Source organism: Nitrobacter sp. NHB1 (assembly GCF_036964665.1).
Lineage (GTDB): Bacteria > Pseudomonadota > Alphaproteobacteria > Rhizobiales > Xanthobacteraceae > Nitrobacter.
Map to the genome: position 1 here is coordinate 14772 of NZ_JBAMDA010000004.1, position 25248 is coordinate 40019.

26 protein-coding genes and 3 pseudogenes are annotated in these 25248 nt (G+C 59.4%); 18 read left to right on the forward strand and 11 right to left on the reverse strand.

Translation table 11 applies throughout. The features are described from left to right. Positions 1-9 precede the first annotated feature (9 nt). The 5 genes from V4R08_RS17075 to V4R08_RS17095 form a co-directional block, all read right to left on the reverse strand. Positions 10-681 (reverse strand): VOC family protein, encoded by a 672-nt coding sequence (locus V4R08_RS17075; protein ID WP_335580571.1) that lies wholly within the window; start codon positions 679-681, stop codon positions 10-12. Further along, positions 666-1124, reverse strand: coding sequence for a cupin domain-containing protein (locus V4R08_RS17080; RefSeq protein WP_335580572.1), 459 nt, complete (start codon positions 1122-1124; stop codon positions 666-668). The genes V4R08_RS17075 and V4R08_RS17080 overlap by 16 nt, the downstream gene beginning before the upstream one ends. Continuing rightward, positions 1121-1585: a DoxX family protein gene (locus V4R08_RS17085; RefSeq protein WP_335580573.1), complete on the reverse strand. Its 465-nt coding sequence runs from the start codon at positions 1583-1585 to the stop codon at positions 1121-1123. The genes V4R08_RS17080 and V4R08_RS17085 overlap by 4 nt, the downstream gene beginning before the upstream one ends. Next, positions 1582-3144, reverse strand: coding sequence for a GMC oxidoreductase (locus tag V4R08_RS17090; protein WP_335580574.1), 1563 nt, complete (start codon positions 3142-3144; stop codon positions 1582-1584). Before V4R08_RS17090 ends, V4R08_RS17085 begins: the two co-directional genes overlap by 4 nt. A gap of 88 nt (positions 3145-3232) precedes the next feature. Continuing rightward, positions 3233-4021 carry an amylo-alpha-1,6-glucosidase gene (locus V4R08_RS17095; RefSeq protein WP_335580575.1) on the reverse strand — a complete coding sequence of 263 codons (789 nt, stop codon included), beginning with the start codon at positions 4019-4021 and terminating at the stop codon, positions 3233-3235. A gap of 103 nt (positions 4022-4124) precedes the next feature. On the opposite strand from V4R08_RS17095, the gene V4R08_RS17100 reads away from it, so the two are divergent. From V4R08_RS17100 to V4R08_RS17135, 8 genes and pseudogenes are all read left to right on the forward strand, one after another. Then, the gene (locus V4R08_RS17100) at positions 4125-6167 is read left to right on the forward strand and encodes a cbb3-type cytochrome c oxidase subunit I (RefSeq protein WP_335580719.1); all 2043 of its coding nucleotides are present in this window, start codon (positions 4125-4127) and stop codon (positions 6165-6167) included. Continuing rightward, a complete protein-coding gene (locus tag V4R08_RS17105; RefSeq protein WP_335580576.1) occupies positions 6164-6787 on the forward strand; it encodes a cytochrome c oxidase subunit 3 in 624 nt (207 codons plus the stop codon). The genes V4R08_RS17100 and V4R08_RS17105 overlap by 4 nt, the downstream gene beginning before the upstream one ends. 86 nt (positions 6788-6873) lie before the next feature. Continuing rightward, positions 6874-7299 carry a cytochrome o ubiquinol oxidase subunit IV gene (locus tag V4R08_RS17110; RefSeq protein ID WP_335580577.1) on the forward strand — a complete coding sequence of 142 codons (426 nt, stop codon included), beginning with the start codon at positions 6874-6876 and terminating at the stop codon, positions 7297-7299. 139 nt (positions 7300-7438) lie between these two features. Then, positions 7439-8431 (forward strand): SDR family oxidoreductase, encoded by a 993-nt coding sequence (locus tag V4R08_RS17115; protein WP_335580578.1) that lies wholly within the window; start codon positions 7439-7441, stop codon positions 8429-8431. A gap of 53 nt (positions 8432-8484) precedes the next feature. Beyond that, positions 8485-10266 carry a thiamine pyrophosphate-requiring protein gene (locus tag V4R08_RS17120; protein ID WP_335580579.1) on the forward strand — a complete coding sequence of 594 codons (1782 nt, stop codon included), beginning with the start codon at positions 8485-8487 and terminating at the stop codon, positions 10264-10266. A 178-nt stretch (positions 10267-10444) separates the two neighbouring features. Continuing rightward, on the forward strand, positions 10445-11188 hold the full coding sequence (locus V4R08_RS17125; RefSeq protein ID WP_442935707.1) for a hypothetical protein: 744 nt from the start codon (positions 10445-10447) through the stop codon (positions 11186-11188). Continuing rightward, positions 11172-11831 (forward strand): gluconate 2-dehydrogenase subunit 3 family protein, encoded by a 660-nt coding sequence (locus V4R08_RS17130; RefSeq protein ID WP_442935713.1) that lies wholly within the window; start codon positions 11172-11174, stop codon positions 11829-11831. The genes V4R08_RS17125 and V4R08_RS17130 overlap by 17 nt, the downstream gene beginning before the upstream one ends. Next, a pseudogene (locus V4R08_RS17135) lies at positions 11821-12825 on the forward strand (GMC family oxidoreductase N-terminal domain-containing protein); the annotation flags it as partial. The gene V4R08_RS17130 and the pseudogene V4R08_RS17135, both read left to right, overlap by 11 nt. Positions 12826-12938: 113 nt before the next feature. Here V4R08_RS17135 and istB read toward each other — a convergent pair. Beyond that, entirely contained in the window at positions 12939-13700 is a 762-nt protein-coding gene (gene istB / locus V4R08_RS17140; RefSeq protein ID WP_335578154.1) for an IS21-like element helper ATPase IstB, read from the reverse strand. A 15-nt stretch (positions 13701-13715) separates the two neighbouring features. Continuing rightward, complete coding sequence (gene istA, locus V4R08_RS17145) at positions 13716-15254, reverse strand: IS21 family transposase (protein ID WP_335578153.1); 1539 nt, start codon at positions 15252-15254, stop codon at positions 13716-13718. Between the two features lie 166 nt (positions 15255-15420). Here istA and V4R08_RS17150 point away from each other — a divergent pair. Beyond that, positions 15421-16095 (forward strand): annotated as a pseudogene (locus tag V4R08_RS17150) (GMC oxidoreductase); the annotation flags it as partial. Positions 16096-16283: 188 nt separating this feature from the next. Here V4R08_RS17150 and V4R08_RS17155 read toward each other — a convergent pair. Next, positions 16284-18059, reverse strand: a complete 1776-nt coding sequence (locus V4R08_RS17155; RefSeq protein ID WP_335580582.1) for a glycoside hydrolase family 15 protein — start codon at positions 18057-18059, stop codon at positions 16284-16286. A gap of 239 nt (positions 18060-18298) precedes the next feature. Here V4R08_RS17155 and V4R08_RS17160 point away from each other — a divergent pair, with 239 nt between their 5' ends. Then, positions 18299-19180: an SMP-30/gluconolactonase/LRE family protein gene (locus V4R08_RS17160; protein ID WP_335580583.1), complete on the forward strand. Its 882-nt coding sequence runs from the start codon at positions 18299-18301 to the stop codon at positions 19178-19180. Positions 19181-19471: 291 nt separating this feature from the next. Here V4R08_RS17160 and V4R08_RS17165 read toward each other — a convergent pair whose 3' ends face one another. Beyond that, complete coding sequence (locus tag V4R08_RS17165; RefSeq protein WP_335580584.1) at positions 19472-19648, reverse strand: hypothetical protein; 177 nt, start codon at positions 19646-19648, stop codon at positions 19472-19474. 21 nt (positions 19649-19669) lie between these two features. Here V4R08_RS17165 and V4R08_RS18300 point away from each other — a divergent pair. The 6 genes and pseudogenes from V4R08_RS18300 to V4R08_RS17190 form a co-directional block, all read left to right on the forward strand. After that, a pseudogene (locus V4R08_RS18300) lies at positions 19670-19869 on the forward strand (hypothetical protein); the annotation flags it as partial. Next, positions 19870-20241 (forward strand): ElaB/YgaM/YqjD family protein, encoded by a 372-nt coding sequence (locus tag V4R08_RS17170; RefSeq protein WP_335580585.1) that lies wholly within the window; start codon positions 19870-19872, stop codon positions 20239-20241. 122 nt (positions 20242-20363) lie between these two features. After that, a complete protein-coding gene (locus V4R08_RS17175) occupies positions 20364-20807 on the forward strand; it encodes a hypothetical protein (RefSeq protein WP_335580586.1) in 444 nt (147 codons plus the stop codon). A gap of 278 nt (positions 20808-21085) precedes the next feature. After that, positions 21086-21283 (forward strand): hypothetical protein, encoded by a 198-nt coding sequence (locus tag V4R08_RS17180; protein ID WP_335580587.1) that lies wholly within the window; start codon positions 21086-21088, stop codon positions 21281-21283. 112 nt (positions 21284-21395) lie between these two features. Continuing rightward, positions 21396-21731 (forward strand): hypothetical protein, encoded by a 336-nt coding sequence (locus V4R08_RS17185; RefSeq protein ID WP_335580588.1) that lies wholly within the window; start codon positions 21396-21398, stop codon positions 21729-21731. Positions 21732-21734: 3 nt separating this feature from the next. After that, positions 21735-21860, forward strand: a complete 126-nt coding sequence (locus tag V4R08_RS17190; RefSeq protein ID WP_335580589.1) for a transposase — start codon at positions 21735-21737, stop codon at positions 21858-21860. Positions 21861-21945: 85 nt separating this feature from the next. Here the strand turns inward: V4R08_RS17190 and V4R08_RS17195 are convergent, their stop codons facing one another. Next, positions 21946-22167, reverse strand: a complete 222-nt coding sequence (locus tag V4R08_RS17195; RefSeq protein WP_335580590.1) for a hypothetical protein — start codon at positions 22165-22167, stop codon at positions 21946-21948. 516 nt (positions 22168-22683) lie between these two features. Between V4R08_RS17195 and V4R08_RS17200 the strand changes: the two genes are divergently transcribed. Beyond that, positions 22684-22950 carry an antitoxin gene (locus V4R08_RS17200; protein ID WP_442935714.1) on the forward strand — a complete coding sequence of 89 codons (267 nt, stop codon included), beginning with the start codon at positions 22684-22686 and terminating at the stop codon, positions 22948-22950. 14 nt (positions 22951-22964) lie between these two features. Beyond that, on the forward strand, positions 22965-23354 hold the full coding sequence (locus V4R08_RS17205) for a type II toxin-antitoxin system VapC family toxin (RefSeq protein WP_335580592.1): 390 nt from the start codon (positions 22965-22967) through the stop codon (positions 23352-23354). A gap of 287 nt (positions 23355-23641) precedes the next feature. Here the strand turns inward: V4R08_RS17205 and V4R08_RS17210 are convergent, their stop codons facing one another. Next, positions 23642-24937, reverse strand: a complete 1296-nt coding sequence (locus V4R08_RS17210) for an ISNCY family transposase (RefSeq protein ID WP_335580593.1) — start codon at positions 24935-24937, stop codon at positions 23642-23644. Between the last annotated feature and the right edge of the window lie 311 nt (positions 24938-25248).

Sequence of the window (25248 nt, forward strand, 5' to 3'; positions counted from 1 at the left end):
TCACATGCTTCACGAGATACCCTCGTCAAACAAGGCGGTCCTCGTCGGACGCGTACCCTCGACGCCGTCGAGTCCGTCGAGCGCTACTTGGGTTGGGCCGTGATTGAGCGTCGCATTTCCCGGTCTTAGCCCGTGACGCGCATAGAAGTGCCGGCTGGCCGCGACATCGCTGACCGAAATCGCGCTGTGGTCGATGCCCATTATGCCCGTGCCCTCCCACTCGCGATTAGCGCCTCGCGGAAATTGGATGAATTCGAGCGGATGACCTTCGGGATCGCGAAACTTGACCACAGTCACACCGCCGGCGGACTTGGGCAGCGTTACCGGGCACTCCTGGCTGATCGGCGTGGCGCCTGCGTCGCGTGCGCGAGACCATGCGGCCTCCGCATCGTCTGTGACGAGCGCGAGGTGCTGGAACACAAGATCGCAGGCAGTCGTATCACGTGGATAGGGGCGACCCCGATGATCGAAGCTTTCGAGATCCACGCGGCTTCGGCTGAGCGACATTGCGATCCGCGAACCGGCGCCTGCGAGGCCGAGCAGTTTCATGTCCGCAACGGGAATGGGGGTTGCCTCGTCGGCATCGAAACCGATCGCCCGATAAAAGGTGACCAACCGCGCGGGATCAGCGGAAACGAGCCGAAAACCTGCGATCTCCCGGAAAATCATGTCAGGTGGCATGGCTCGCGCATCGGATCGACATGCAGCTGGATGGTCATCAGGCAGCACGGTTCGTCGCCGATCGCGCCGGACTTGTGGCCCTTCTTGCCATCGGTTTCGGTGCAGCCTTGATCCTCTCCGAACGAGAAGTCGCCCGGCCTCTGCTCGATGCGCGTGCCGTCCATGCTTTCGATCCACCAACGGCCGGACAGCACGATGATCCATTGTGGCGCCGGGTTCTCATGCCAGTCGCCTACCCAACCGACGGGTTGGACGGTGAAGACAACGGTGGCCTCGCCGCGCTCCATCTTGTCGTTCCACTGCGGGTCCGCTGGGCCGACTGCCTTGAGCTCGTAATCGGTGAGCGCGCATTGCGACAGATGGCTGATGCCATCGCCATCGACATGCAGATGCCAATAGGGAACGGATGGCTTGGGGCCTGCCTTGGGAGCTTGATCGCTCATGGGTGTACTCGGTAAGGATGGCTGGAGGCCAGGGGGGCATGGAGGAAGGGGACAAGCCCTGTGCCGTCCGTGCCGATGACGATCAGCAGGAAGCCGGCGCCAAGCGACAGATTCTTCAGGAAGTCCCACAGCAGTGTACGACCCTTGCCGTCGGGATCAGACCAGAAATCGCCCTGTGCCCAGAATTGTTTATATAGAACCGCTGTCGCAACGCAGTAGCCGGCAATGATGAAGGCACACGCCCGGTCGGCGATGCCGGTGACGACGCCGAGCGTGCAGACGATTTCGACAAACAGACCAATCAGGATCATCGTGATCGCGATCGGACGCGGCTTGAACATGCTCTGCGCTTGCTTGACCGCGTGATCGAAACCGAAAATCTTGTCGAGTGCGCTGAACGGCAGGAACAGCAGCACAAGGCCATAACGAACGACGAGCGCGACGATTTCCGACGTCGTCATAGCCGCTCCTTGATGATATCGGCCACGCGCAGCGCATTCGCGATGATCGTGAGCGTTGGGTTCACCGCGCCGATAGAGGGGAAGAAGCTCGCGTCGGTGATGTAGAGATTGTCGACTTCGTGGGCGCGGCAATCCAGATTCAGCACCGACGTCGCCGGATCTGTGCCGAAGCGGCATGTGCCCGCCTGGTGCGCGGTGCCGGAGAGCGGGATATTCTTGCCGAGATAGAGCGAGCGTTCGAGCAACACGGCGGGCCAGCCAATCTTCGACAGAACATCCTTCAGCTTGCGCTTCAAATGTTCGAGCGCTTGAGGATTGGTTGGAATTAGATCGAGATGAACCTTGCCCTCCTTGTAATAGACGCGGTTGTTCGAATGAGGCAAGTCCTCGGCTTGCAACCAGAAATCCATCGAATGGCGAGCGATCTCGCCGAATGGCATATTGGGCAGCCACTCGAGCCAACCGGGCAGTTCCTCACCCTTTATCTGGTCGGCGTGGCTGGTCGCGCACATCTGGATCAGGCCGAGGGGATAGTCCCAATCGTCGCTGCCGAAATAAAAATCGCTGAACGCCAACGTCTTCTGGAACACTGTCTCGTTGACGTGACGCATCACCGCCATGACGATGCTCATTTCGTGGCGCATGTAATTGCGTCCAACCTGGTCAGAGCTGTTGGCGAGTCCGTTGCGATGACGGTCATTGGCGGAGCGCAATAGAAGTAACGCGGAGGAAAGCGATCCACACGCAACTACCACAATGTTGGCCGAATAGATTTCCTGTTGTCCGTTGCGTTCTACATGGACGGCATCGACTCGCCGGCCACTGACATCGGTCCCGAGCTTCGAGACATAGGCGCTGGTCATTAGAGTCACATTGTCGTGTTTCGCCAGCATCGGATCAATACAGATCACCTGTGCATCCGCCTTGCCATTGAGGAGACAGGGGAAGCCATCGAATGCGCTGCAGCGCATGCAGGTGCTAGTCGGCGTGGCGAAGCCATCCTCTTTCTGATCAAGCAAGATACCGAGCGGGAGATGGAAAGGCTTGAGACCGATGCCAGTCAGCTTGTCGGACAGCTCGGCAACCTTGGGCTCATGCTTTATTGCAGGATAGGGGTAAGGCTTGGTTGTCGGGGGCTCAGTGGGATCTTCGTCGCGCGCGCCGTGGACATGGAACAACGTCTCTGCGGAGTCATAATAGGGGGCGAAGACGTGATACTTGAGCGGCCACGCTGGCGATATGCCGCCGGCATGTGTGATCTCGTCGAAATCGCGTTCGCGCAGTCGAAACAGCGCTGAGCCATAGACCTTGGAATTGCCGCCCACATAATAGTGCAGTTGCGGGCTGAAAGTGCCGCTATCAGCATTGATCCATGTCTCGGAGGCCTGATATCTGCCGTCGACGAAGACGGCTTGCGCGCTCCAGTTCGCCTCCTCACGCGGCAGATAATCGCCGCGCTCAAGGATCAGGATGCGCTTTCCGGTCGGGGCAAGTGCTTGGGCGAGCGAAGCGCCGCCGGGGCCGCTGCCGATAACGATCAGGTCATAGTGCTCGGTCAATTCGACTCTCCGGCGTATAGTGTCGAGACTCTATGCTCGACATTTATTGAACGGCGAGCGGCGCCGATGTTTCCACTGGGAGCTTATGTCAGAACGTTTTCAAACCGATCTCCTGCCCTTTGGTAAGGCACACCTCTTTTATACCTCCGGGGCGAAGCATGGCCATCGGTCGCCGCGATACGCCATCCGGTGGGCCTTTTAGCACTTGGAATTGCGTATCGTTGCCGAATTGAACGAAACGAATGTCAAAGCTCTCCTTGCCTAGTTTGAGGTCGCGAACAGTTATTTCGGGCAGCCAATCGGGTAGGACGGGATCGACATATAGTTTGCCGTTTGGCGCATCCGGCTGAAATCCCAGTATGGCCTGGAGAAGAGAAAACATCGTTCCCGCGGCCCAGCCCTGAGGAACATTGGCGCCGAGATATTGCACCGGGAATGATCCCAGTTCTTTCTGCGTGCCAGCGTAAAGCTCCGGTACTTGGTCCAACTCAAAGAAATCAATCGCGCGCGTGACGGCCTCGGCAATCCTATTGGCTTCGTCATGGAAGCCATACCGTTTCATACCTTGGGCAATGAAGCCGTTATCGTGCGGCCACACTGCGCCAACCTGATAGTGATACGGATTGAAGCTAACGTGATCGGACGACAAGGTGCGGATACCCCAGCCGCTCCACATATCCGGTCGCATTAGTCGTTCGACCACTCGTCGCGCTCGTTCCGGGGGCACAATCCCCGACCAGAGACATTGTCCCGGGTTCGATGCGAGGGAGAGAACCTGCTTTTTGTCGCCGTCAAGGCAAAAGGCATAAAAGCCTATGTCCTCGTTCCAAAACACGTCATTGAAGTGGTCGAATAGCGCGGCAGCCTTGGCGCGCAAGGCGTCGGCGGCAGCCGGCTTTTGCAGTTTCCTGCTGCTGCCGTTCTTTGCCTGGCGATATCGCTATGGCAACAAGACCTCAAAATATACGCCTAAGTGGGACATGCTCCAGCGCCCCACCGAAAGCAACATTATCAACGGCTGCATCGCCACTGCGGCCGCGTCGATGGTGGTGATCGGCGCAATCTTGCTGGTCACGCTGCTGACGAGGTACAAGTTATGGCACGCGCTTTGGTCGGACTGGATGACCAGTGTCGACCACAAGAAGATCGGCATCATGTACGTGACGATCGCGCTCGTCATGCTGGTACGTGCGCTCATCGAAGCGGCGTTGATGCGGGGACAGCAGGCATTTGGCCTGGGTGGCGGCTTTCTCTCGCCGGATCATTTCGCGCAACTGTTCAGCACGCACGGCACCATCATGACTTTTTTCATGGCGATGCCATTCCTTACCGGTATCATCAATTATGTGATGCCGTTGCAGATCGGCGCGCGCGACGTATCCTTCCCCGTGCTCAATTCCATCAGTCTAGGACTGACTGCGGCGGGCGCAGCACTTGTGATGGTGTCGCTGGTGATTGGCAAATTCTCCACTGGTGGCTGGTTTGGTTATCCGCCCTACACGGAGGCGACGTTCAGTCCCGGCGTCGGCCCGGATTACTGGATCTGGGCGCTTTCGTTGGCTTCGCTCGGATCCACCTTCACGGGCATCAACTTTGCCGTCACTATTTATAAGGAGCGAGCGCCCGGCATGAATTTGACGCGGATGCCACTGTTCACGTGGACCGCGCTATGTACCAGCGTCATCATGATTTTCGCGATGCCGCCGTTGACCGTGGCTACGGCGCAACTGGCCCTTGATCGCTATCTTGGGTTCCACTTTTTCACCAATGCCCTTGGTGGCAACATGATGAACTTCGCCAACTTGTTCTGGTTGTTTGGACATCCGGAAGTCTACATCCTGATCCTGCCGGCCTTCGGTGTCTATTCGGAGATCATTTCGACATTTTCCGGCAAGACGCTGTACGGCTACCTATCGCTGGTGATGGCCACCATGGCGATCGCGATCCTGTCGTTCACAGTGTGGCTGCACCACTTCTTCACCATGGGGCAGAGCGCCAACATCAATGCGGTGTTCGGTATCGCTTCGATGCTGATCGGAATTCCCACCGGAGTGAAAATCTATGACTGGATGCTGACGATGTTTCGCGGCAGGGTGCGCTTCACCGTGCCAATGGTCTATTCGATCGGCTTCATCCTGCTTTTTGTTCTCGGTGGCATGACCGGCATCCTGCTGGCTGATCCCACCGTCGATTATCAGGTGCACAACACGGTGTTCCTGGTTGCCCATTTCCACAATGTTGCAGTGCCGGGCGTGTTGTTTGGCATGATTTCCGCCTATCATTTCTGGTTTCCCAAGGCGTTCGGCTTTCGCCTTAACGAGCGCTGGGGCATGCTTTCAGCGTTATGCTGGATCTTCGGGTTCATGCTCGCGTTCTTCCCGCTATATGCGTTGGGACTCATGGGTCTTCCTCGGCGCACGGTGGCCTACGCCCAGCCCTCATATGTGCCGCTCGAATGGGCGGCGTTCCTTGGCGCGCTGCTGATTCTTGTCGCGTTGGCAGCGCTGGCAATACAGCTTTGGGTGTCCATCAAACGTCGGAACGAGAACCGTGTTCTCGCGGGCGACCCTTGGGATGGCCGCAGTCTGGAATGGGCGGTGTCGGCGCCACCGCCCGAATACAATTTTGCGGTGATCCCCGTGGTCAAGGGCCGCGATGCATTCACCATGTCCAAAGAAGATGGCAGCGCCTATCAGCGGGCCGATACTTATAAGGATATCGAGCTACCAAAGAATAGCGCCATGGGCCCCTTGATCGGGCTGATTGGTTTCGTGCTCGCCTTCGGCCTCGTCTGGCATATCTGGTGGATAGTGATCTTGGCTTTCGCGGCCGCGATAGCGGCCATGATCATCCGTGGTTTCGCGCGCGATACTACCCGCATCGTCCCGGCGCAGGACGTCCGCCAGCAAAGCGACCGCTGGCTAAACGCCGTGGCAGTCGCTACCGCCATCTCCCGTGCGGACGAACGCAGCCCGGCCAACGACGGTCTCGCTCAGCATCAGGCCAATGGGGTAGTGCCATGAGCCAGCAAGTCTTCAAGCATCCGGGACTGAATCTCGGACCCGCGCATGGCAGGGATAACGATGCCGCCGAAACCGTGATGTTCGGGTTCTGGGTCTTCCTTATGAGCGATTCCATCCTGTTCAGCATGGTGTTCGCCACTTACGTGACGTCGTTGAATAGCACCGCGGGGGGCCCAGGGCCGCATCAGCTATATGACATCAAGAGCGTCTTCATCGAGACACTGCTGCTGCTGGCCAGCAGCTTTACTTTTGGCATGGCATCGCTGGCATTGAAGTACAAGCGCAGCAAAGCGCGGTTGATCGTTTGGCTGGCTGTAACGCTGGTACTGGGTGTTGCCTTCCTGGGCTTCGAACTGCACGACTTCAACAGCATGTTTGCCAAAGGCGGCATACCCAGCCGTAGTGGTTTTCTGTCCGCATTCTTCGATCTGGTACCGCTGCACGGGCTGCACGTTACCGCCGCCTGCGTCTGGCTGATCTGCCTGGTGGGCCAGATCGCGCGCTACGGCCTGGATACGAAGACCAAGCTCGGTATCATGCGGCTTTCGCTGTTCTGGCATTTTCTCGACATCGTCTGGATCGCGATGTTCTCGGTGGTTTACCTGGCGGGGCTAGCATGAGGGAACGAAAAGGCAATAACAACGACCGGTCGAGGCGTAAGCAGGCAGGGCGTCGAGAATTCCGCTCCTACGTCGCGGACATTGGTTTGGCGCTTTTGCTGATCGTGGTGCCGGTCGTGCTCATGCATTGGGCCCGTGGCATATCGCGTCTATCGCTACCCAGCGGACAAACAAGTGCTTGCGATGAGCGCACCCAACGCAAGCAAGAGGAGCGTGAAGAGTTCCTCTCGTACGTCTGGGGCATTAGTCTGGCGCTTTTGCTGACCGTTGAACCGTTTGCGCTCATATATTGGTTCCCCGGCATTCCTCGCTTTCCATTGCTTCTTTTCATCGGCGTCTTGGCGCTGGTTCAAATTCTGGTGCACTTCCGCTTCTTCCTGCATATCGGCTTCAAGCAGAAGCGTGAGGATTTGCAGCTGCTCTTGTTCTCAGCGTTGTTGCTGACCATCATGGTCGCGGGCACCATCTGGATTATGGCCAGCCTGGCGCAGCGCATGGCAATGCCAACGTAGCTTTGAGCGCAAGCGGCGAGCCTCAATCTGTCGGTAACTTTCATCTGCGCCGCGATGCCTTCACTTGGGTCACGGGTTGGGATGCCTCGGAACCAAGCGCCGCGACCATTCGTTAGAAACCATGTCCAGGAGAAGAACCATGGCGAAAGTGGCGGTAATCACCGGCGCCGGAGCGGGCGTTGGCCGCGCCACGGTCGAGGAGTTTGCCCGGCAAGGCTTCGATGTCGCGCTGCTGTCGCGCGATCCAGATCGGCTTGAGCGGGCGGCAAAACAAATACGGCAGTACGGGGTGCGCGCGCTACCGATTCCGACTGATGTCGCCGATCCCGCGGCAGTTGAAACCGCCGCCGATCGCACCGAGGCCGAGCTCGGGCCCATCGATGTCTGGGTGAATGTTGCCATGGCGACGGTATTTGCCCCCGTGTCCAAGCTGACGGCGGAAGAGGTCGAGCGCGGAACCAAAGTCACTTATCTCGGACAGGTGCATGGCATGATGGCAGCGCTAAAGCGAATGCGCGTGCGCAATCGCGGCACCATCGTCAATGTGGGTTCCGCGCTTGCCTACCGCTCGGTGCCGCTGCAATCGATCTATTGTGGTGCCAAGGCAGCGATCAGGGGCTTCACCGATAGTCTCAGATCCGAGATATTTCACGACAAGCTGGATATCCAGTTGACGATAGTTGATCTGCCGGCGGTGAATACCCCGCAGTTCGACTGGGCGCTTAATAAAATGGGACGGAAACCGAAGCCGGTCGCTCCGATTTTTGAACCCGAAGTGCCGGCGCGCGCGATCTTCTTTGCCGCCACACACAAGCGCCGTGACATCTGGGTTGGCTGGCCAACCATCAAGGCAATCCTTGCCAACCGCATCGCGCCCGGACTGATCGATCGCTATCTCGCCACCGCTGGGTATTCTGGTCAGCTTTCAGAAAAGCCGACGTCGCCCGATGCGCCCGCCAATCTATTCGATCCGGTGCCCGGAGACTATGGCGCGCATGGCCGATTCGATCGGCAATCGCGCAGCGTGAGTTGGGCGATGTTCACAAATCGGCACAAGACGGCATTTCTCCTAGCTGCGGTGATTGGCGGAGCGGCGGTTCTTCACCAGATCGCCAAGCGGTTGGATGTCTAAAGCATCGGCTCTATTGCCATTGTTGTTACTGTGCCAGTTTCGCGGAGACCTCGATGTCACAGAATGTCGCTGAATTCGTCTGGCAAAGGCTCTCGGAATGGGGTCTCTCACGAGTTTATGGCTATCCCGGAGACGGCGTAGGCGGACTGGATGTCGCGCTCGAAAAGGCCAAGAGCTTCATGGACTATGTTCAGGTCCGCCACGAAGAAATGGCGGCGTTCATGGCTTCCGCGCACGCGAAATTTACAGGTCAGCCCGGTCTCTGCTATGCGACTTCGGGACCAGGCGCGATTCATCTGCTGACCGGACTGTATGACGCGAAGGCGGATCATGTGCCCGTGGTGGCCATCGTCGGCCAGCAAGCGCGCTCCGCGTTAGGCGCGAGCTATCAGCAGGAAGTCGATCTTCAAACGTTGTTCGCTGACGTGACCGAATATGTAATTACCGCGGTGGTGCCTGAGCAGGTGCGAACCTGCATCGATCGGGCGGTGCGCATCGCGCAAGCCAAACGCGCCGTCACGTGCGTCGTGATCCCGAATGACCTCCAGGAAGTCGTATACGTCGATCCGCCGATGGCTCACGGCGCGACGCATACCGGCGTTGGTTATCCCGGCGCCGCGACCTTGCCGAACATGGATGATCTAAAAAGGGCTGCGGAAATTCTTAACAAGGGCAAGAAGGTGGCGATGCTTGTCGGCGCTGGTGCGCTGCATGCAACCGATGAGGTGATCGCCGTTGCCAACCGTCTCAACGCCGGGGTTGCCAAGGCTCTGCTCGGCAAGGCGGCAGTACCTGACGATTTACCGTTCGTCACCGGATCGCTCGGTCTTCTCGGCACCAAGCCGAGTTGGGACCTGATGAAGCAGTGCGACACCTTTTTCATGATTGGCTCTGCCTTTCCTTACAGCGAATTTCTGCCTATGCCGGGTAATGCAAGAGGCATTCAGATCGACATTGATGGAGCCAATGTTTCGCTCCGTTATCCTATGGATTACTCGCTGATTGGAGACAGCAAGGAGACGCTCGCCGCGCTGCTGCCGTTACTCGAGCAGAACATTAACACTGGATGGCGCGAAGGTATCGAGAAGGGTGTCACTAAATGGTGGGAAACGCTCAAGGATCGAGCCATGGAACCCGCCGATCCGATTAATCCGCAGCGTATCTTCCATGAGCTTTCACCGAAGCTTCCTGACGACGTCATCATGACCGGCGACAGCGGATCAGTAGCAAACTGGTACGCGCGGGACATCAAGATCCGGCGGGGAATGAAAGGCTCACTGTCCGGCGGGCTCGCTTCCCTGGGCGCCGCGACGCCTTACGCGGTTGCCGCCAAAATGGCCTTTCCGGATCGACCGGTGATTGGATTCATCGGCGATGGTGCGATGCAGATGAATGGGCTCAATGTGATGATTACGGTCAGCAAATACTGGCAACGCTGGAGAGATCCCCGGTTCATCATTATGGTTCTCAACAATCGTGACCTCAACCAAGTGACGTGGGAAGAGCGTATCCAACTCGGCGAGGGCAAGACACCGCTGACGCAGGCGATCCCGGATTTCCCTTATCACAAATATGCCGAACTGATTGGGCTGAAGGGTATCTATTGCGACGATCCGGAGAAAATCGGTGCGGCTTGGGACGAGGCACTGGCCTCCGACCGTCCGGTCGTCATGAACATGCGCGCTGATCCCAACGTGCCGCCCTTGCCACCGCACATCACGCTCAAGGATGCCAAACACTTTATGACGATGATGGAGGACGAACCAGAACTCGCCAGTGTTATCAAGAACAGCGCACGGCAGATGCTGGCGGGCATCCTGCCGAGCAAGGACTGAGCCGATGGCAAGGACCCGTCACCGGGGGAGCCATCCGGCGCTTGATGCGACCGCTGCGGGTTTGCGACCGGCGAGAATCCCCCAACTCCGAATGAAGCCAACCGAGATCGTCGTTGCTGCGCGGCGGCTCAATCGCGCCGCGGGAATGATCGCGGGCTCCGTTCTACTGGACAGTGCGATGGAGCACTATCGCGGCAATTTTCATAACAAGGCGATGTGGACGCCGATCCTCACTTCGCTTGCGTCAATTGCCGTGAGCGCACACGGGCTCTCTGACAAACGGCACGGTGCGCACCCTGTGCGCGACGCGGTATATGCCGCAGCGGGCTTGGTTGGAATAATCGGCACCGGGTTCCACATTTACAATGTCACCAAGAAGGTTGGGGGATTTAACTGGCAAAACTTATTCTATTCGGCGCCGCTCGGCGCTCCCGCCGCGATGTCGTTGTCGGGTCTAATGGGGTTTCTCGCCGAACGGGTGCGCGAAAACAGGCCCGGGATCCGGCCCCGCGTATTTAACTTACCCGCAGGACGTGTGGTTGCAGCGGCCACTAGCCTATCGATGCTTGGTACGTCGGTGGAGGCTGGCTTACTCCATTTTCGCGGGGCTTTCCACAATCCGGCGATGTTGCTTCCGGTGACAATGCCGCCGGTTGCGGCCGGGCTCCTTGCAAAGGCCGCCGTCGGTCGTGCGGAGGCCAGACGGATACCATCGAAAGCGTGGTTGATGGCAACGGCCGTGATGGGCGTCGCAGGTGTTGCCTTGCACGCCTATGGCGTTTCGCGCGGTATGGGCGGATGGCGCAATTGGCGGCAAAACGCGTTCGCCGGGCCGCCGCTACCGGCCCCACCTGCCTTCACTGGCCTTGCCTTGGCCGGTCTCGCCGCGCTGGCACTGTTGAAGGATCACGCCCGTGACTAAGCTTCCCCGTTATCCAGGTTATGACGTCCTTGCCAAGCGCAACTCGCCGTCTTGGGATGCCGTCACCCGGCGCGTCGTAGACGAGCGTTTAGCGACACCCAACATGCCGAGATTTTTCACGGAAGAAGAATGGGAAGTAGCCGATGCCTTGTGCCGACGCATCGTGCCCCAACCGGGCGAGACTGACGCGGTATCGCTCGTTGCGCTGCTGGACGCAAAGTTGCTTGCCAATCACGGAGGTGGCTTTCGCGAGGTGGACATGCCCTACATGCAAGAGGCATGGCGGAAGGCGCTCGCCGCGCTCGACGGCGAGGCGCGGGCGAAACATGGCGCTCACGGATTCTCCGAGCTTTCCGAAGAAAACCAAGACGCTCTCTTGTTAGCCATGCAACAGGGCAAAGTCTCGGGTGAGCGTTGGGCCGGCATCGACGCCAAGACATTTTTTGACCGCCGCATTCTTGTCGACGTCCCGCCGCTCTATTACGAGCATCCCAAGGCGTGGAATGAGATCGGCTTCGGCGGTCCAGCATCGCCACGTGGCTACGTTCGCCTCGACGGCGATCGGCCTGATCCGTGGGAGGCAGTCGAGGCACCGCCCGGCGACGAGGATAAGGTCGAGCGGGAGAACTGCCGTGTTATCTGATCCTTTTGCCGCGCCGCGTGCGAAAGACGGGAAGGCTCCCGACGTCTTTCGCCGCGGTGCGTGGGTGCCGATGCGCGAATTTTCTGAGACTGAGGAGGTGGATTTCGCAATTGTCGGTACAGGGGCAGGCGGCGGTACGCTGGCGGCGCTACTGGCGGAGCAGGGCTTCTCGGTAATCGGCTTCGATGCCGGGGCCTATTTCCGCCCACTGGAGGACTTTGCATCCGACGAGACCGAGCAGAACAAACTTTACTGGAACGACGCGCGCGTCGTCGATGGGCCCAACCCGATCCAGATGGGCGGCAAGAATTCGGGCAAGTCAGTGGGTGGCTCTACTGTCCATTACGCGATGGTGTCGCTGCGTTTCCGACCCGACTGGTTCAGGGCGCGCACCACACTTGGTTATGGCGCGGACTGGCCAATCAGCTGGCAGGAGATGTGGCACTATTACGGAGAGGCCGAACGGCAGATCAACATCTCCGGACCGCTAACATACCCCTGGGGTCCGAAACGTCCGCGCTACCCATATCGCGCGCATGAGTTAAACGACGCCGGCAAACTTCTCGCCAAGGGATGCGAGGCGATCGGCATCAAATGGACCGAGACGCCGCTCGCTACGCTTTCCGCGCCACACGCGGGCCCCGAGGGCAAAAGTCCGCCCTGTGCCTACCGAGGATTTTGTCGCTTTGGGTGCACCACCAACGCCAAACGGTCGGCCCTGACCGTATGGATACCGCGCGCACTCGCTGCGGGCGCCGAAATCCGTGATCTTGCGATGGTCGGGCGGATCGAGACGGGGCCCGCAGGCCGCGCGACGGGCGTGCACTATCACCGCGAGAGCGCTTGGCACTTTCAGCGCGCAAAGAATGTCGTCGTGGCAGGCTATGCCGTGGAGACGCCGCGGCTGTTGCTTGCGTCCGCCAACCAAGAGTTTCCTGATGGTCTCGCGAACAGCTCCGGGCTCGTCGGGAAGAACTTGATGACGCATGCGCATTTCGGTGATCGTGAGCGGCGATTTCACTCGATGGTGAGCGCTCGTTTCATTTGATCGTGAGCAGACATTTCAGGCGATCATGAGCAGCCGCTTTGGCCGACTTGGTGATTGGTTCAGGGGTTCGCGGCTTCGTCAAGCGTTCTGTTTCGCGCGTTCTGTTTTCGCATGCTTTCTCCGCTGAGTTGGAGGCGGTGGGCGTTGTGAACGAGGCGGTCCAGGATGGCGTCGCCCAATGTTGGGTCGCCGATGACGGCGTGCCATTGATCGACCGGGACCTGGCTGGTGACGACGGTGGAGGCGCGACCGTGGCGATCATCGAGGATCTCGAGAAGGTCGCGTCGCTCTGACGGGTTGAGCACCGACAGGCCCCAATCGTCGAGTACCAGCAGCTGCACGCGGCTGATGGTTTTGAGCAGGCGGCCATAGCGGCCGTCGCCGCGGGCCAGCGCGAGCGCCTCGAACAGGCGGGGCACGCGATGGTATTGGACCGATCGATTGTCGCGACAGGCCTTGTGGCCAAGTGCACAGGCAATCCAACTTTTGCCGAGCCCGGTTGCCCCGGTGATCAGCAGGTTCTGATGACGGGCGATCCAATCGCCGGCGATCAATTTGGCGAACACAGCGCGATCGATGCCGCGCGGCGTGCGCAGGTCGATATCTTCCACGCATGCGTTTTGCCGAAGGGCTGCGAATTTGAGGCGGGTGGTGAGACGTTTGGTGTCGCGCTCTGCGGCCTCGCGATCAACCAGCAAGCCGACGCGCTCCTCGAACGACAGCGCGTTGAGATCGGGTGATCGTCGTTGTTCCTCCATGGCCTTGGCCATGCCGGTCAAGCCGAGCGTGATCAGCCGTTCGTGGGTAGGATGTGTCAGCATAGGGATCTCCAGGGTTCAGTGGAAATAGTCCTGACCGCGGATGTTGCCGTGGCGCAGGGGGTGGTCGTCGGTTGCCTCGTCGAGGAATGCGCGATCCAGTCCGTTCTTGAGGATCGAACGGATCGAGGCGACGGAATGCGCCTTGATCAGGATGCCGCGCCGGCAGGCGGCGTCGATGCGGGCATCGTCGTAGCTCCTGGTCAGCGCCAGGATGCCGAGGCAGGTGCGAAAGCCTTGTTCTGGATGCGGCCGGGCCGCGATGACGGCCTGGAAAAACGCCGCGGTCGATGGGCCGATCTTCTCGCCGGCGGCGATCAGCCCTCCCGGCGTCCACTTGCCGTAGCGGCGATGCGCGCTCGGCATGTGGTCGGCAATTGTGGTGTGGCCGCGCCGGTTCGGCGCACGCGGGTGGCTGGCAATCCTCTGGCCCTTGTGGAAGATCTCGACCGTCTTGTCGGTGATGCGAACATCGACGAGTTCACGGATCAGGCGATACGGCGTGGAATACCAATGGCCATCGACCTCGACGTGATAATCGGGGGCGACGCGGCAACGCTTCCAGCGCGCAAAGACATAGGGCTGCTCCGGCAACTCCCCCAGCTTGGGACGGTCGACCTCGGCAAACAGTTCGGCACGGCTGGTGCCGAATCCGCGCATCTGCCGGGCGTTGAGCTCGACAACCAGGGTACGAATCGCAGCATTCAGCTCTGCCAGGGAAAAGAACCGTTGATTGCGCAGGCGCGCCAAAATCCAGCGCTGTGCGATCTGGACGGCGACCTCGACCTTGGCCTTGTCCTTCGGTCGTCTCGGCCTCGCCGCAAGGATCGCGGTGCCGTAATGACCGGCCATCTCGGCATAGGTTCGGTTGATCCCGGGATCGTAGCGATCGGGGTTGGTCACGGCGGCCTTGAGATTATCGCAGACCACGAACTTCGGCACGCCGCCGAGATACCTGAACAGGTTGGTATGCACGCCGATCCAGTCGGACAGGCTCTCGCTTGGGCAAGCCTCGGCGTAGGTGTAGTTCGAGGCTCCCATCGCCGCGACGAACAGCTTCATGGCGTGCGCTTCGCCGGTGATCGGATCGACGACGTCGATGGTGTCGCCGGCAAAATCAACGAACACCTTCTCCCCGCCGATGTGGGTCTGGCGCATCGACGGGCGCACGCGGTTCTTCCAGGCCTCGAAGGTCGTGCAAAACCAGGTGTAGCCAAAGCCGTCCGGATTGGCGGCGCGATACTCTTCCCAGAGCAGCAGGCGCGTCACGCTGCGGCGGCGAAGCTCCTTCTCGACAAAAGCCCAGTCCGGTATCGGGCGCCGGTCGCTTTGCGACGCTGACGCCGGTGCCGGGAATAGCAACAGTTCCAAGCCATCGTCGTCCATTCCTTCCGGAAGTGGCCAGGCGAGCCCCGCCAGGCGCGCTCGCCGCACGTAGCCATGGACCACGCCATTACTCACCCCCAAGGTCCGCGCGATGACCCGCTCGGTCAACCCTTGGTGCCTCAAACGTAAAACTTCTCTGATCCGGCGCATCGACAATCTCTCGGTAGGCATCGGGCTTCCTCATCGGTTGAATGAGGAACCCGTAACCCGGTTGAGTTTGTCGGCCGAAGCGTCAGGCACCCGCGAAAGGGGTGCTCACGATCGCCTGAAATCGCTGCTCACGATCCCGCGAAATCCCTGCTCACGATCATCTGAAATCGGTGCTCACGATCCCGCGAAACACGCAATGACGCAATCCAATCAGGCCTATTGGGGACGAATGGACGAGCCGGTGCGCTGGTACAAAGGGCCGCCGAGTCTCGCCATCACTGAGCATTGGAATTACGACGACAACAAAGATTTTCATGGCGGCTATTGCTGGATGGGGCAAGGGCCTCTCCCGAACGAATGGGCTGCGGTTCAGACGGGATCGCGCGGGCTCTGGGGAGAGAAGTTGCGTAACGCGATGCTCGATTACAACCATATGATTGGCGTCAAGATGGTGGGTGAGATGTTGCCTAACGAGAAGAACCGCGTCACGCTCGCCGACGACATCGACCAATACGGATTGCGGGTCGCCAAAATCACCTATGCATGGGGTGACAATGATAAGGCGCTCATCAAACATGCAATCGAGCAAATGAGCCGATCGATCGAGGCGATCGGAGCAAAGGATATGTTCGCGCAAGAAGATGACACAAATCATCTCGGAGGTACCGCGCGAATGGGCAACGACCGTCGAACCAGCGTGGTGAACGCCGATTGCCGGAGTTGGGATATCCCAAACCTCTGGGTGTGCGACGGGTCGGTGTTCCCGACAGTCGGCGGCGTAAACCCCGCCCTGACGATTCAGACAATTGCCGTACGGACGGCCGACAGAATTCGCAAGTTGGCGGCAGCCGGCAAAATTTGAGCTGCGATGAGTGGAGTGAGCAGCAGCACCGGCCCAGCGACGAAGATCAACACCACCCCGACTCTCAAATAGAGGGGCCATTGACTCTCGGCGATCGGCCCAGCTTGGTTCATCATGTCGAGCTTCAACGCGCTGCATCCACTGAGCAGAAACAGGGGCAGCGTAGCGAAAGCGCCCGCATGATGCTTTCATCCGCCGGCACGCTGGATCACGGGGCCAGAAAGAAACAGGGCGGTGTTGATCAGGCCCAAATGTGTCAACGCCTGGGGAATGTTACCGATCAGGCAGCGGTTGTGCACATCATATTCCTCGCTGAGCAGGCCTACATCGTTTGAAACTCCGATCACCCGTTCCAATAGCATCGCCGCTTCGTCATCACGACCCTGCATCTTGTAGCAATCCGCGAGCCAGCACGAGCAGGCGAGGAATGCACCCTCGTCGGGGCCATCCGGCTTCGGCGGCTTTCGTCGTACCAGCCCACCATCCATCAGTTCGCGCTCGATCGCCGCGATCGTGCTCGCCATGCGCGGATCATCAACGGGAAGGAAGCCGACCAGCGGCAGCAGCAAAAGCGACGCGTCGAGGACGTTGCCGCCATAATGCTGGACGAAGTGGCCGAGATCGCTGGAATAGCCACGCTCGCAGATTGCATGGTGCATCGTCGTCCTCAGCGCTTTGAGCCGACCGATCAATACAGGATCGACGTCGATATTCTCGACATGGGCCTTAAGAAAACGATCGACCCCCACCCAAGCCATGACCTGCGAATAAATGTAGCATTGCGGATCACCGCGACTTTCCCAAATGTCGGCGCTCGGCTGGTCCCAGACCTTCTCGAGATGCTCGACGATGGCAGTTTCAACTTCAACGATGCGCGGCGTGCGCTCTATCCCGGCGTTGGCCAGCACATCGAAGCTGTCTATCAATTCGCCGAACACGTCGAGCTGGGTTTGGCCTGAGGCTGCATTGCCGATGTGGACCGGCGTTGCGCCCTGATAGCCGGGCAACCCGTCCAATGCATATTCTGGCAGGCGGCGGAGACCATCGATCCGGTAGACGATCTGCATCTTGGCGGGCTGGCCCGCGACCGCCCGCAAAATCCAGTCGCGCCAGCGCGTCGCCTCTTCGTGGAAGCCGGCATTGAGCAGCGCGGTCAGCGTAAAGGTGGAGTCGCGCAGCCAGCAATAGCGATAATCCCAGTTGGCTGACCCACCCGAAATCTCAGGCAGTCCAAGTGTCGCGGCGGCGACGATCCCGCCGCTATCCCGGTCGATCAGCGCGCGCAGCGTGATGAGCGAGCGTCGCACCGCGCCGTCCCATCGGCATTTTGTCTCGAACCGGCCGACCCAGCCCTTCCATTTCTTTTCCGTTGCGCTGACGAGTGCATTTACTTTCAAGGGCGCGGGCAGCGGCAACGTTGCGGGCGAATACCCGAGAACGAAGGCGATCTTCGCACCCTTGGCAAGCATAAAGCGGGCGCTGGCATTGTCGGTCTCAATCGTCAGTTCGACGGGGCAATCGAGAATCACGCGGTCCGGACCGATCTCAAAAATAAGGCCCCGTTTGTGACGTTGCGCCCAAGGCGCAATTTGACCATAACCAAACCGCAGTCTCAACGACATCGCCATCTGCACCTCGTCCTCCAGCCCCTCCACGATGCGAATGATCGATGACCCGCCGTCATGCCAAGGCATAAGGTCCGTAACGCGCATACGACCGGTGTCCGTTACATGCTCGGTCTCGAGAATAGGAGTATCGCCGCGGTAGCTGCGCGTGGTCTTCGAGACGTATCCGGCCGGCGAAATGCGCCAATAACCATGACTCTCATCACCAAGGAGCGCCGCAAGACAGGCGTCGCTGTCGAACCGAGGCCAGCACAGAAAGTCGATCGATCCCGTCTTGGCAACGAGCGCGCAACTGCGGCCGTCTCCGATGATCGCATAGTCCCGGATCGCCGATGTCATCGGGGGCCGCTCCTTCAAGGCGATGTCTCTCGATCGCCATCAGTTCAGCTCGCGATCGTTACAAAAGCGAGGTCGGTGAAATGGTACCCAGCGATCCGCGTTCGGCGCTCTGGTTGTTACAAACGTAGCCAGCTTATCGAGGTTCCTTCCTAGCGCGACGACCCTAGCGGCACTATGCCCGACTATGGGAACAGGCCCGCGAAGCACGGGTTATCAAGCATGAATGTGAGGATACCGCGATGACCATCGAGACGGTGCTGGATTGCCAAGCGACGATTGGTGAATCCGCAACGTGGGTAGCAGACGAGCATGCTCTCTATTGGATAGACGTCAAGGCGCCAGCACTGCACCGCTACTGTCCAGACAACGAAGCAACACGGAGTTGGCCGATGACGAGCGATATCGGCGGTTTCGCGCTGACCGGCGATGGGAGAGCGGTAGTGGCCCTCCGGCAGGGGCTATTTCGCCTCGACCTCGATAGCGGCGCGCTGGACCCGCTGGCGCCGCCGCCATTCGATCCGGGGCTGTTTCGCTTCAACGAAGGCGCCTGCGACGCCAATGGCCGCTTCTGGATCGGCGTGATGTTCGATCCCCTGAAAGGATGCCCGCCGGCTCAACAGGGAAGGCTCCATAGTTTCACGTTTGATCAAGGGCTGCGCGACGAGCCGGATGAAGCCGAGTTGCACAACGGCATGGCTTGGAGCGGTGACGGCAAGACTTTCTTTCTGTCGCACAGTAATACAGGCGAGATTATCGCCTTTGATTACGAGGGAAACAGTGGCGCGATTTCGAACCGCCGGGTCTTCGCAACTGTGCCCGCCGAACTCGGCATCCCCGACGGCGCCGCGATCGATACGGAGGGCGGTTATTGGTCGGCGCTACATGGCGGCGGCAAGCTGCGTCGCTTTCGTCCCGACGGCTCCGTCGATCGCGACATCGACCTACCCGTCAGCCAGCCAACAATGCCTGCCTTCGCCGGTGAGGACCTCGCCACGCTCTACGTCACCAGTGCTTCGGATCAAATGAGAGCAGACGCAAAGGCAAGGGAGCCACAGGCAGGAGGGTTGTTTCGCTTCGACGCTGGTTGCCGCGGCATCTTGCGGCACTTTCTGGTATGCTGACGATTGTGCCAAGGAGGCTTTAATTCGCTGCCGAGTCAATCAGCGTTGAGTTGTGTCAAGACGAAGCATCCCGGCCAGCGGTGCGGAACAAAAGTAGGTCACTCGGATGGCCAGGTGCGATGCACGGCGGTGTCCGATGGGGCGGGTTTGGGATGAGGCGCGGAGATTTCAGTGTTTGTGGACCAACCGCGTCGTAGGTGGCCTGGATTTGCTTCACGTGCGTGGTATGCCCTTGCGTTCTCACGCCAAGCGCAAGCGCGGATCGCTCCGTATCGATATTTCTACTCTGAATTAACTGCCATCGGCCGTGGTCTCGTCGGGATCATGCAGCGCATCGGCCAGCCCTCGGTCATCGGCGAACTCGGCAGGGAAGTCGAAGAAGACAAGCAGAGTTTCCCGGTCCTTGGTCAGGCAGACAACCGCCTTCTCGTACTTGGCTGCGGCTCTCGTAGCCCGAGCTGCTGGCACGCATGCGCGAAGTTGTAGCGCGTGTTTATCACTCTCGCGTTCTGGACCTGGTTGTGCGAATGGGTTTCGTCTCGTCGCCCCTTCTGATCGTCGCACTCATCGTCAAAGATCAACTAACGGTAACTCGCCGCAGTGGACCGACGAGTAGACCCTGCGCTGCTGGAACTTGCGGCCCGACAGCACGTTTATACCGGACATGCTTTCAGTTTCAGGAGCTTTAGATGTCGAGCACCGATGGCGAGGATGTGATGGAGAACTTGACGGATAAAGCGACCTACGAGCGCCTCGAAAAGGATTTATCAGCCGTGAAAAACGATATTGCCGCACTGGCCGAGCAGGTCTCCGACGCGCTCAATGCGTTGACCGGCACCGCCAAAAAGCAGACTCGCCGCGGCTACAAGCAGGCCAGGGCCAACGTGGACTCCGTCCTCTCCGATGTGTCGGAGCGCGGCAACGCGGCCATCGACGCGGCGCAAAACGCCGTATCCTCGATCGAGGACACGCTCGAGGAGGCGATCCAGCAACGGCCCCTCGCCACAGTCGGACTTGCGATCGGACTGGGATTTTTGATCGGCGTGACCTGGCGCCGGTGATTTCTGGCGCCGGTGATTTCTGCGATCGGGTTGGCGCGGCCGCGGATATCCTGTGGTCGCCGCCGGCTTGGTCGCGCGAGCGGTTTATCCGAACAATTGATTTCGAATCGGGCGAGGCATTGATGTTTCAGCGGACAATCGATGACTTCAAGAAGAGCGCGGGCAACGCCCTGCAGCTCACGTCCCTCGCCATGGTGGCGATTATCGCCGGCTTCGTCGCAATCCTGTTCCTGTGTGCCGCCGCGTTTGTCTTCGTGCTCCAAAACTACGGCCTGATCGAGGCTTGCCTGACCGGTGCGGCGTTCTTCTACCTGATCACCCTGATCGCGGTGGTGATCTATACGATCCGACGAAATGCCATGAAGAAATGCGCGGCCAAGACAGCCAAGTCGGCGGCACAAAATCTTCTCGCCGATCCGATGCTGGTAACGGCGGGGCTTCAGCTGGTGCGCGCGATCGGCGTCAAGAAGCTGATTCCGATCCTGGCCGTCGGCGGCCTGGCGCTAGGGCTGCTCGTGGGCCGACGGGACCGAGGCGACGATGGCAATGCCAGCGACGACACCTGAATTCCGGACAACGACAAGAGTCAGGCAGGTCCGCTGTCTGCCATCGACTTCGGTTTCGCGTAACAAAAGTCAGGCGGCGGCGATTTGTGCGTCGTTGTGTTGGTTTGCAGATGTGCAAAACACTTACGTGGGGAGCGCTGGGCAAAATATGCCGGCGACGAAGTCTGGACCCTATGTTCGCGGTGCGCTGAAAGGCGGCCCGCCTCATGGTATGCAACGATCCGAGGATTGAGCCGTCTGGAGACGGCAGAGAGCCTCATGCATTGAAGACGGGCCACATGGATTCTATCATTTACGTTGGACTTGATGTGCACAAAGCGACCGTGTCGGTAGCAGTTGCCGGGGGCGGGCGGTCTGGCGAGATCCGCCAAATTGGCGTCTTTGCAAACCGCGCGGACGTGCTGACCAAGATGGTGGCGCGGCTGGTGCGTCCTGGGCTTCGCTTGAGCTTCTACGAAGCGGCCCCTTGTGGCTAGGGCTTGCATCGGTTGTTGACGGGGCTCGGGCATGACTGCGTGGTCATCGCGCCCTCGCTAATCCCGATCAAAGCGGGGTGACCGGGCGAAGACCGATCGGCGCGACGCGCTGATGCTGGCAAAGCTGCACCGAGCGGGCGAATTGACAGCTGTCTGGGTACCGGACGTCGCGCACGAAGCCATGCGGGATCTGGTTCGAGCACGAACGACGCCAGTGCGGGTACTGGGCAAGGCGCGCCAGCATCTCGGTGACTTTCTACTTCGCCATGCCAAGATCTTCGCGGGACAGGGAGCCTGGACGCTGGCCTACCGGCGCTGGCTCACGACGGTGCGGTTCGACCATCCGGCCCAGCAGATTGTGCTGCAGGACTACATCTACGCTGTCGAGGACGCCGAGAAACGAATTGCCCGCCTGATACAACAGATCGAGCAACTGCTGGAGGCATAGTCGATGGCACCGGTGGTGAAAGCGATCCAAGCAATGCGCGGCGTCGCCTTTATCAACGCCGTGACGCTCGTCGCGGAAATTGGAGACTTCACCCGCTTTGCCAACCCCCGTCAGCTCTCTGACGAATAAGGCGGGTTAGTCTTGGTATGAAGGCGCACAGGCTAGATGCATGCGCCCCCCAGACAACCGGAGGCAAATATGCCAGCTGCCCGGTTCATTTTGTTGGACGACGAGAACCATCCGTAGGCGGCTGCAATCCCGATGACCTCGACCATGCATCAAATCGTGCTGCGGATTCCGCTTTATCGGCTTTTTGCAGCAAGGCGTCTCGATAGGGACCTGGCTCCAGTTCGTTCGCCTGCTCGCGCGTCTTTTTGGCCCAAGCTGTAAGGCGATCCTGAAGGGTCAGTTGCTTGAAACCACGACGGTCCGCCATTGTCGTTATTCCTTCTCGCACCAGGCCAAAGGCCGCCGGGACGGATAATGCGTCGGGGGAGGCTGGGTTCCGATCTCGCCAGCGGCGTGTTGTCCATCCGCAATAAAAACGGCCACCAAAATGGGCGGCCTGCCGGTTTGGGAATATAGATTGGTAGAGAAAAAATATGGCGCCGGCTACCGATATATATATGTCAGCGACAGGTCGAGATGGTTCATGCCGCAAGATCAATAACCGCCGGCGAGGGGGCGCCACCGGCGGGTTCGGGTTGGGCTTCGTGGATGCGACAGAGATTGTAGTGCGCGACCTACAGCGCGACCGCGTCCTCCAGGTAACCGAAAGCCCGCCCCTCGGCGCTGGCCTTTGTTTGTGCCTTGAAAAGGAACGTCGATTACCGACCAACCAGCGCGGTCGCGCGCTTTACGCCCTGCGCAAGCGCGCGCCGCCTTGCCGACTTGCCTCGCTCATCTCTTGAATGTTCGATTGAAGCGGCATATACATGGCATATACAAAGGGATTCCATCGATGGCACAAGCCGGATCGACCCAGCGCCGCGAGGCAAAACTTTTTCGCAACAATCGCAGTCAGGCGGTCCGCATTCCCGTGGAATTCGAACTGCCCGGGGAGAAAGTATTGATCAGCCGCGAGGGCAATCGGCTCATCATTGAGCCCGCGCCCCAGGGAGCGGGGTTGCTTGCGGTCCTCGCCACTTGGGAGCCTCTGAACGAAGAATTTCCGGACGTCGATAAGGGGCTGCAGCCCCTGACGGATGTCGAACTGTGACGGCTATACGCTACATGCTGGACACGAACATCGTTTCAGACTTGATCCGAAATCCCGCCGGGAGAGTCGCCGGGCATCTCGCGTCGGTCGGTGATAATGGATTGGCTGTCAGCATTATTACTGCGGCCGAACTACGGTTCGGAGCTGCGAAGAGCCGATCCGCCAAACTGTTGTCTCGAGTTGAGGCAGCATTGCTAGCGCTTGCCGTCCTTCCATTTGATGTACCGGCGGACGCAGAATACGCCGGCATCCGAGCCGAACTTGAGGCGGCTGGCCAAACGATAGGCCCAAACGACCTTCTCATTGCCGCGCACGCTTACAGCCTTGGGACGATCATGGTCACCGCGAATGTCGGCGAATTCAGCCGCATCCGCGGGTTGAAGGTAGAAAATTGGTTGGAGTAGGGCACGAGGAGTTTCGTGATGGCGCTGATCTTGTTGCACATCCGCGTCCATTAGGTGGTGTCTGGCAAAGTCATTATGGAACTTTAACTCTCCAACATTCTGACACAACAACAGAAGATCTTGTCATCGCCAATTAGGGAAGTCACGATTTGAGCCATTTAGAAATGTCACTCGGATCTGGGGAGATTAGCCGCCTTTCTTGAGGGTTAGGGGTGGAATTTGCTGGTTTCGAGAGGGCGGCGCGTGGAGCCTCCAGATCGCGCAACGCGACGCCCGGGTGCGCTGATCTAGCCGACTTTGAAAATATGGTTCTTCTGGCCCCGCCGACGTGGCGCCTTGGCCGAGCGCGACATGTCGAGCTGCTTCTGCTGCTCGGCAATGTAGGCCAGGATCGGCCCTAAGCGCTTGTTCTCGACAATGGCAGCCTGGTTGACCTGCGGCCGCTTGTCGAAGGTGCGATAGGGCAGATCAATCCCATTATGGCGGATCGCAAGCCGCCCGTCGGGATAATCGACCACGGTCACGCGCTTGCGGGCCAGCGGCCTAGTGATCGGCGTCGGATCCAGCATGAACAACACCTGGTCATACTGCAGCGTCAGGTTCATCGACACGGTGCGCTCTTCTTTCCAGGCAAACGCATCGTCGAGATCGTCATGCTCGGCGAGGGTGCGATGAACATTCTGCGCGTTGAACGGGGCCTTGGCGAAGCGGGTATTGTAGGCCTCCATGAAGGCCGGCAGGAATGCGTTGCCAGCTTCGATCGTGTCGATGCCGCAAAGCCGCATCTCCTTCACCAGCCGGTCCTGCAGCGTGCCATTGGCCCGTTCGACCCGCCCCTTGGCCTGTGAGGAGTTGGCGCAGATGATATCGATGTTCATGGCGTGCAAGGCACGGCCGAACTGGGTCATGCCATCACCGCCCACCGCGTCCTTCTTGTTGACCCGGAACACCCCATGCTTATCCGAGTAGAACGCGACCGGCTTGCCATAGCGTTCCAGATAAGTGCGCGTCGCTGCAAAATAATCGAACGTGCTCTCGCTCTGGACGAACTGCAGATGCATCAGTCGGCTGGTGGCATCGTCAATGTAGACGAGCAGGGTACATTTGGGGCCACGGCCCTCGAACCACCAGTGCTCCGACCCGTCGATCTGAATCAGCTCGCCAACGCAGTCGCGCCGGTACCGCGGCTGATGCACTGGCTTCAATCGTGCCCGGCGATCCTTCCAAAGATCCGCCGCGATCATCCATTGCCGCACCGTCTCGCGCGCCAGGCAGATGCCATGAAGCTCCGCAAGCTTCTCAGAGGCCAGCGTCGGTCCGAAATCGTTGTAACGCTCCCGGATGATTCCAATCGCCGTATCACGCAAATCCGCGGGATAGGAGCGGTTGCTCGGACGGCCACGCCGCCGTGAAACCAGGGCCTCAGCCCCATGCCGCTTGTACGACTTGGCCAACCGATAGATCTGACGCCGGCCCAAACCCATCAACGTCGCCGCCGCAGCAACCTTGATCCGACCCGCCGCTAAATCCTGCAAGACGTCCATCCGGTCGATCTCCGTCCGGCTCATCGTAATCACCGTCATCGGCCCAGTGCTCCCCAACCAAAACCGTGGAGAGTGTCATCTCTAACTGGGCCAACCGTGACTTCTCTATCTGGCGTCTACAGATCTGATTCGCATAATGTGGATTATGGAATATATTCCTAATTCTTACAAAGTCAGTCCGAAGCAGGGAGATGGTTTTTCCAAAAATTTTATCGCAGGCGGACGTACGTGTCTTGTTCAATGCTCCGAGCATTTCGGGGCCCAATGATACCACGGACGCGAAATTCCAAGAAGCACGGATATCTCTATTTTATCACAAATTAGCGCGGGTGAGCTGCCGCCGTTTTTTG

What these genes read in the sequence shown, in the direction of transcription:
- V4R08_RS17075 (WP_335580571.1), bottom strand. Translation starts at nt 681, where the DNA reads ATGCCACCTGACATGATTTTCCGGGAGATCGCAGGTTTTCGGCTCGTT.
- V4R08_RS17195 (WP_335580590.1), bottom strand. Translation starts at nt 22,167, where the DNA reads ATGGCGGACCGTCGTGGTTTCAAGCAACTGACCCTTCAGGATCGCCTT.
- V4R08_RS17180 (WP_335580587.1), top strand. Translation starts at nt 21,086, where the DNA reads ATGGATTCTATCATTTACGTTGGACTTGATGTGCACAAAGCGACCGTG.
- V4R08_RS17105 (WP_335580576.1), top strand. Translation starts at nt 6,164, where the DNA reads ATGAGCCAGCAAGTCTTCAAGCATCCGGGACTGAATCTCGGACCCGCG.
- V4R08_RS17100 (WP_335580719.1), top strand. Translation starts at nt 4,125, where the DNA reads ATGCTCCAGCGCCCCACCGAAAGCAACATTATCAACGGCTGCATCGCC.
- V4R08_RS17155 (WP_335580582.1), bottom strand. Translation starts at nt 18,059, where the DNA reads ATGACATCGGCGATCCGGGACTATGCGATCATCGGAGACGGCCGCAGT.
- V4R08_RS17190 (WP_335580589.1), top strand. Translation starts at nt 21,735, where the DNA reads ATGGCACCGGTGGTGAAAGCGATCCAAGCAATGCGCGGCGTCGCCTTT.
- V4R08_RS17120 (WP_335580579.1), top strand. Translation starts at nt 8,485, where the DNA reads ATGTCACAGAATGTCGCTGAATTCGTCTGGCAAAGGCTCTCGGAATGG.
- V4R08_RS17185 (WP_335580588.1), top strand. Translation starts at nt 21,396, where the DNA reads ATGCTGGCAAAGCTGCACCGAGCGGGCGAATTGACAGCTGTCTGGGTA.
- V4R08_RS17080 (WP_335580572.1), bottom strand. Translation starts at nt 1,124, where the DNA reads ATGAGCGATCAAGCTCCCAAGGCAGGCCCCAAGCCATCCGTTCCCTAT.
- V4R08_RS17175 (WP_335580586.1), top strand. Translation starts at nt 20,364, where the DNA reads ATGTTTCAGCGGACAATCGATGACTTCAAGAAGAGCGCGGGCAACGCC.
- V4R08_RS17160 (WP_335580583.1), top strand. Translation starts at nt 18,299, where the DNA reads ATGACCATCGAGACGGTGCTGGATTGCCAAGCGACGATTGGTGAATCC.
- V4R08_RS17085 (WP_335580573.1), bottom strand. Translation starts at nt 1,585, where the DNA reads ATGACGACGTCGGAAATCGTCGCGCTCGTCGTTCGTTATGGCCTTGTG.
- V4R08_RS17115 (WP_335580578.1), top strand. Translation starts at nt 7,439, where the DNA reads ATGGCGAAAGTGGCGGTAATCACCGGCGCCGGAGCGGGCGTTGGCCGC.
- istA (WP_335578153.1), bottom strand. Translation starts at nt 15,254, where the DNA reads ATGCCTACCGAGAGATTGTCGATGCGCCGGATCAGAGAAGTTTTACGT.
- V4R08_RS17210 (WP_335580593.1), bottom strand. Translation starts at nt 24,937, where the DNA reads ATGACGGTGATTACGATGAGCCGGACGGAGATCGACCGGATGGACGTC.
- V4R08_RS17125 (WP_442935707.1), top strand. Translation starts at nt 10,445, where the DNA reads ATGGAGCACTATCGCGGCAATTTTCATAACAAGGCGATGTGGACGCCG.
- V4R08_RS17170 (WP_335580585.1), top strand. Translation starts at nt 19,870, where the DNA reads ATGTCGAGCACCGATGGCGAGGATGTGATGGAGAACTTGACGGATAAA.
- istB (WP_335578154.1), bottom strand. Translation starts at nt 13,700, where the DNA reads ATGCTGACACATCCTACCCACGAACGGCTGATCACGCTCGGCTTGACC.
- V4R08_RS17205 (WP_335580592.1), top strand. Translation starts at nt 22,965, where the DNA reads ATGCTGGACACGAACATCGTTTCAGACTTGATCCGAAATCCCGCCGGG.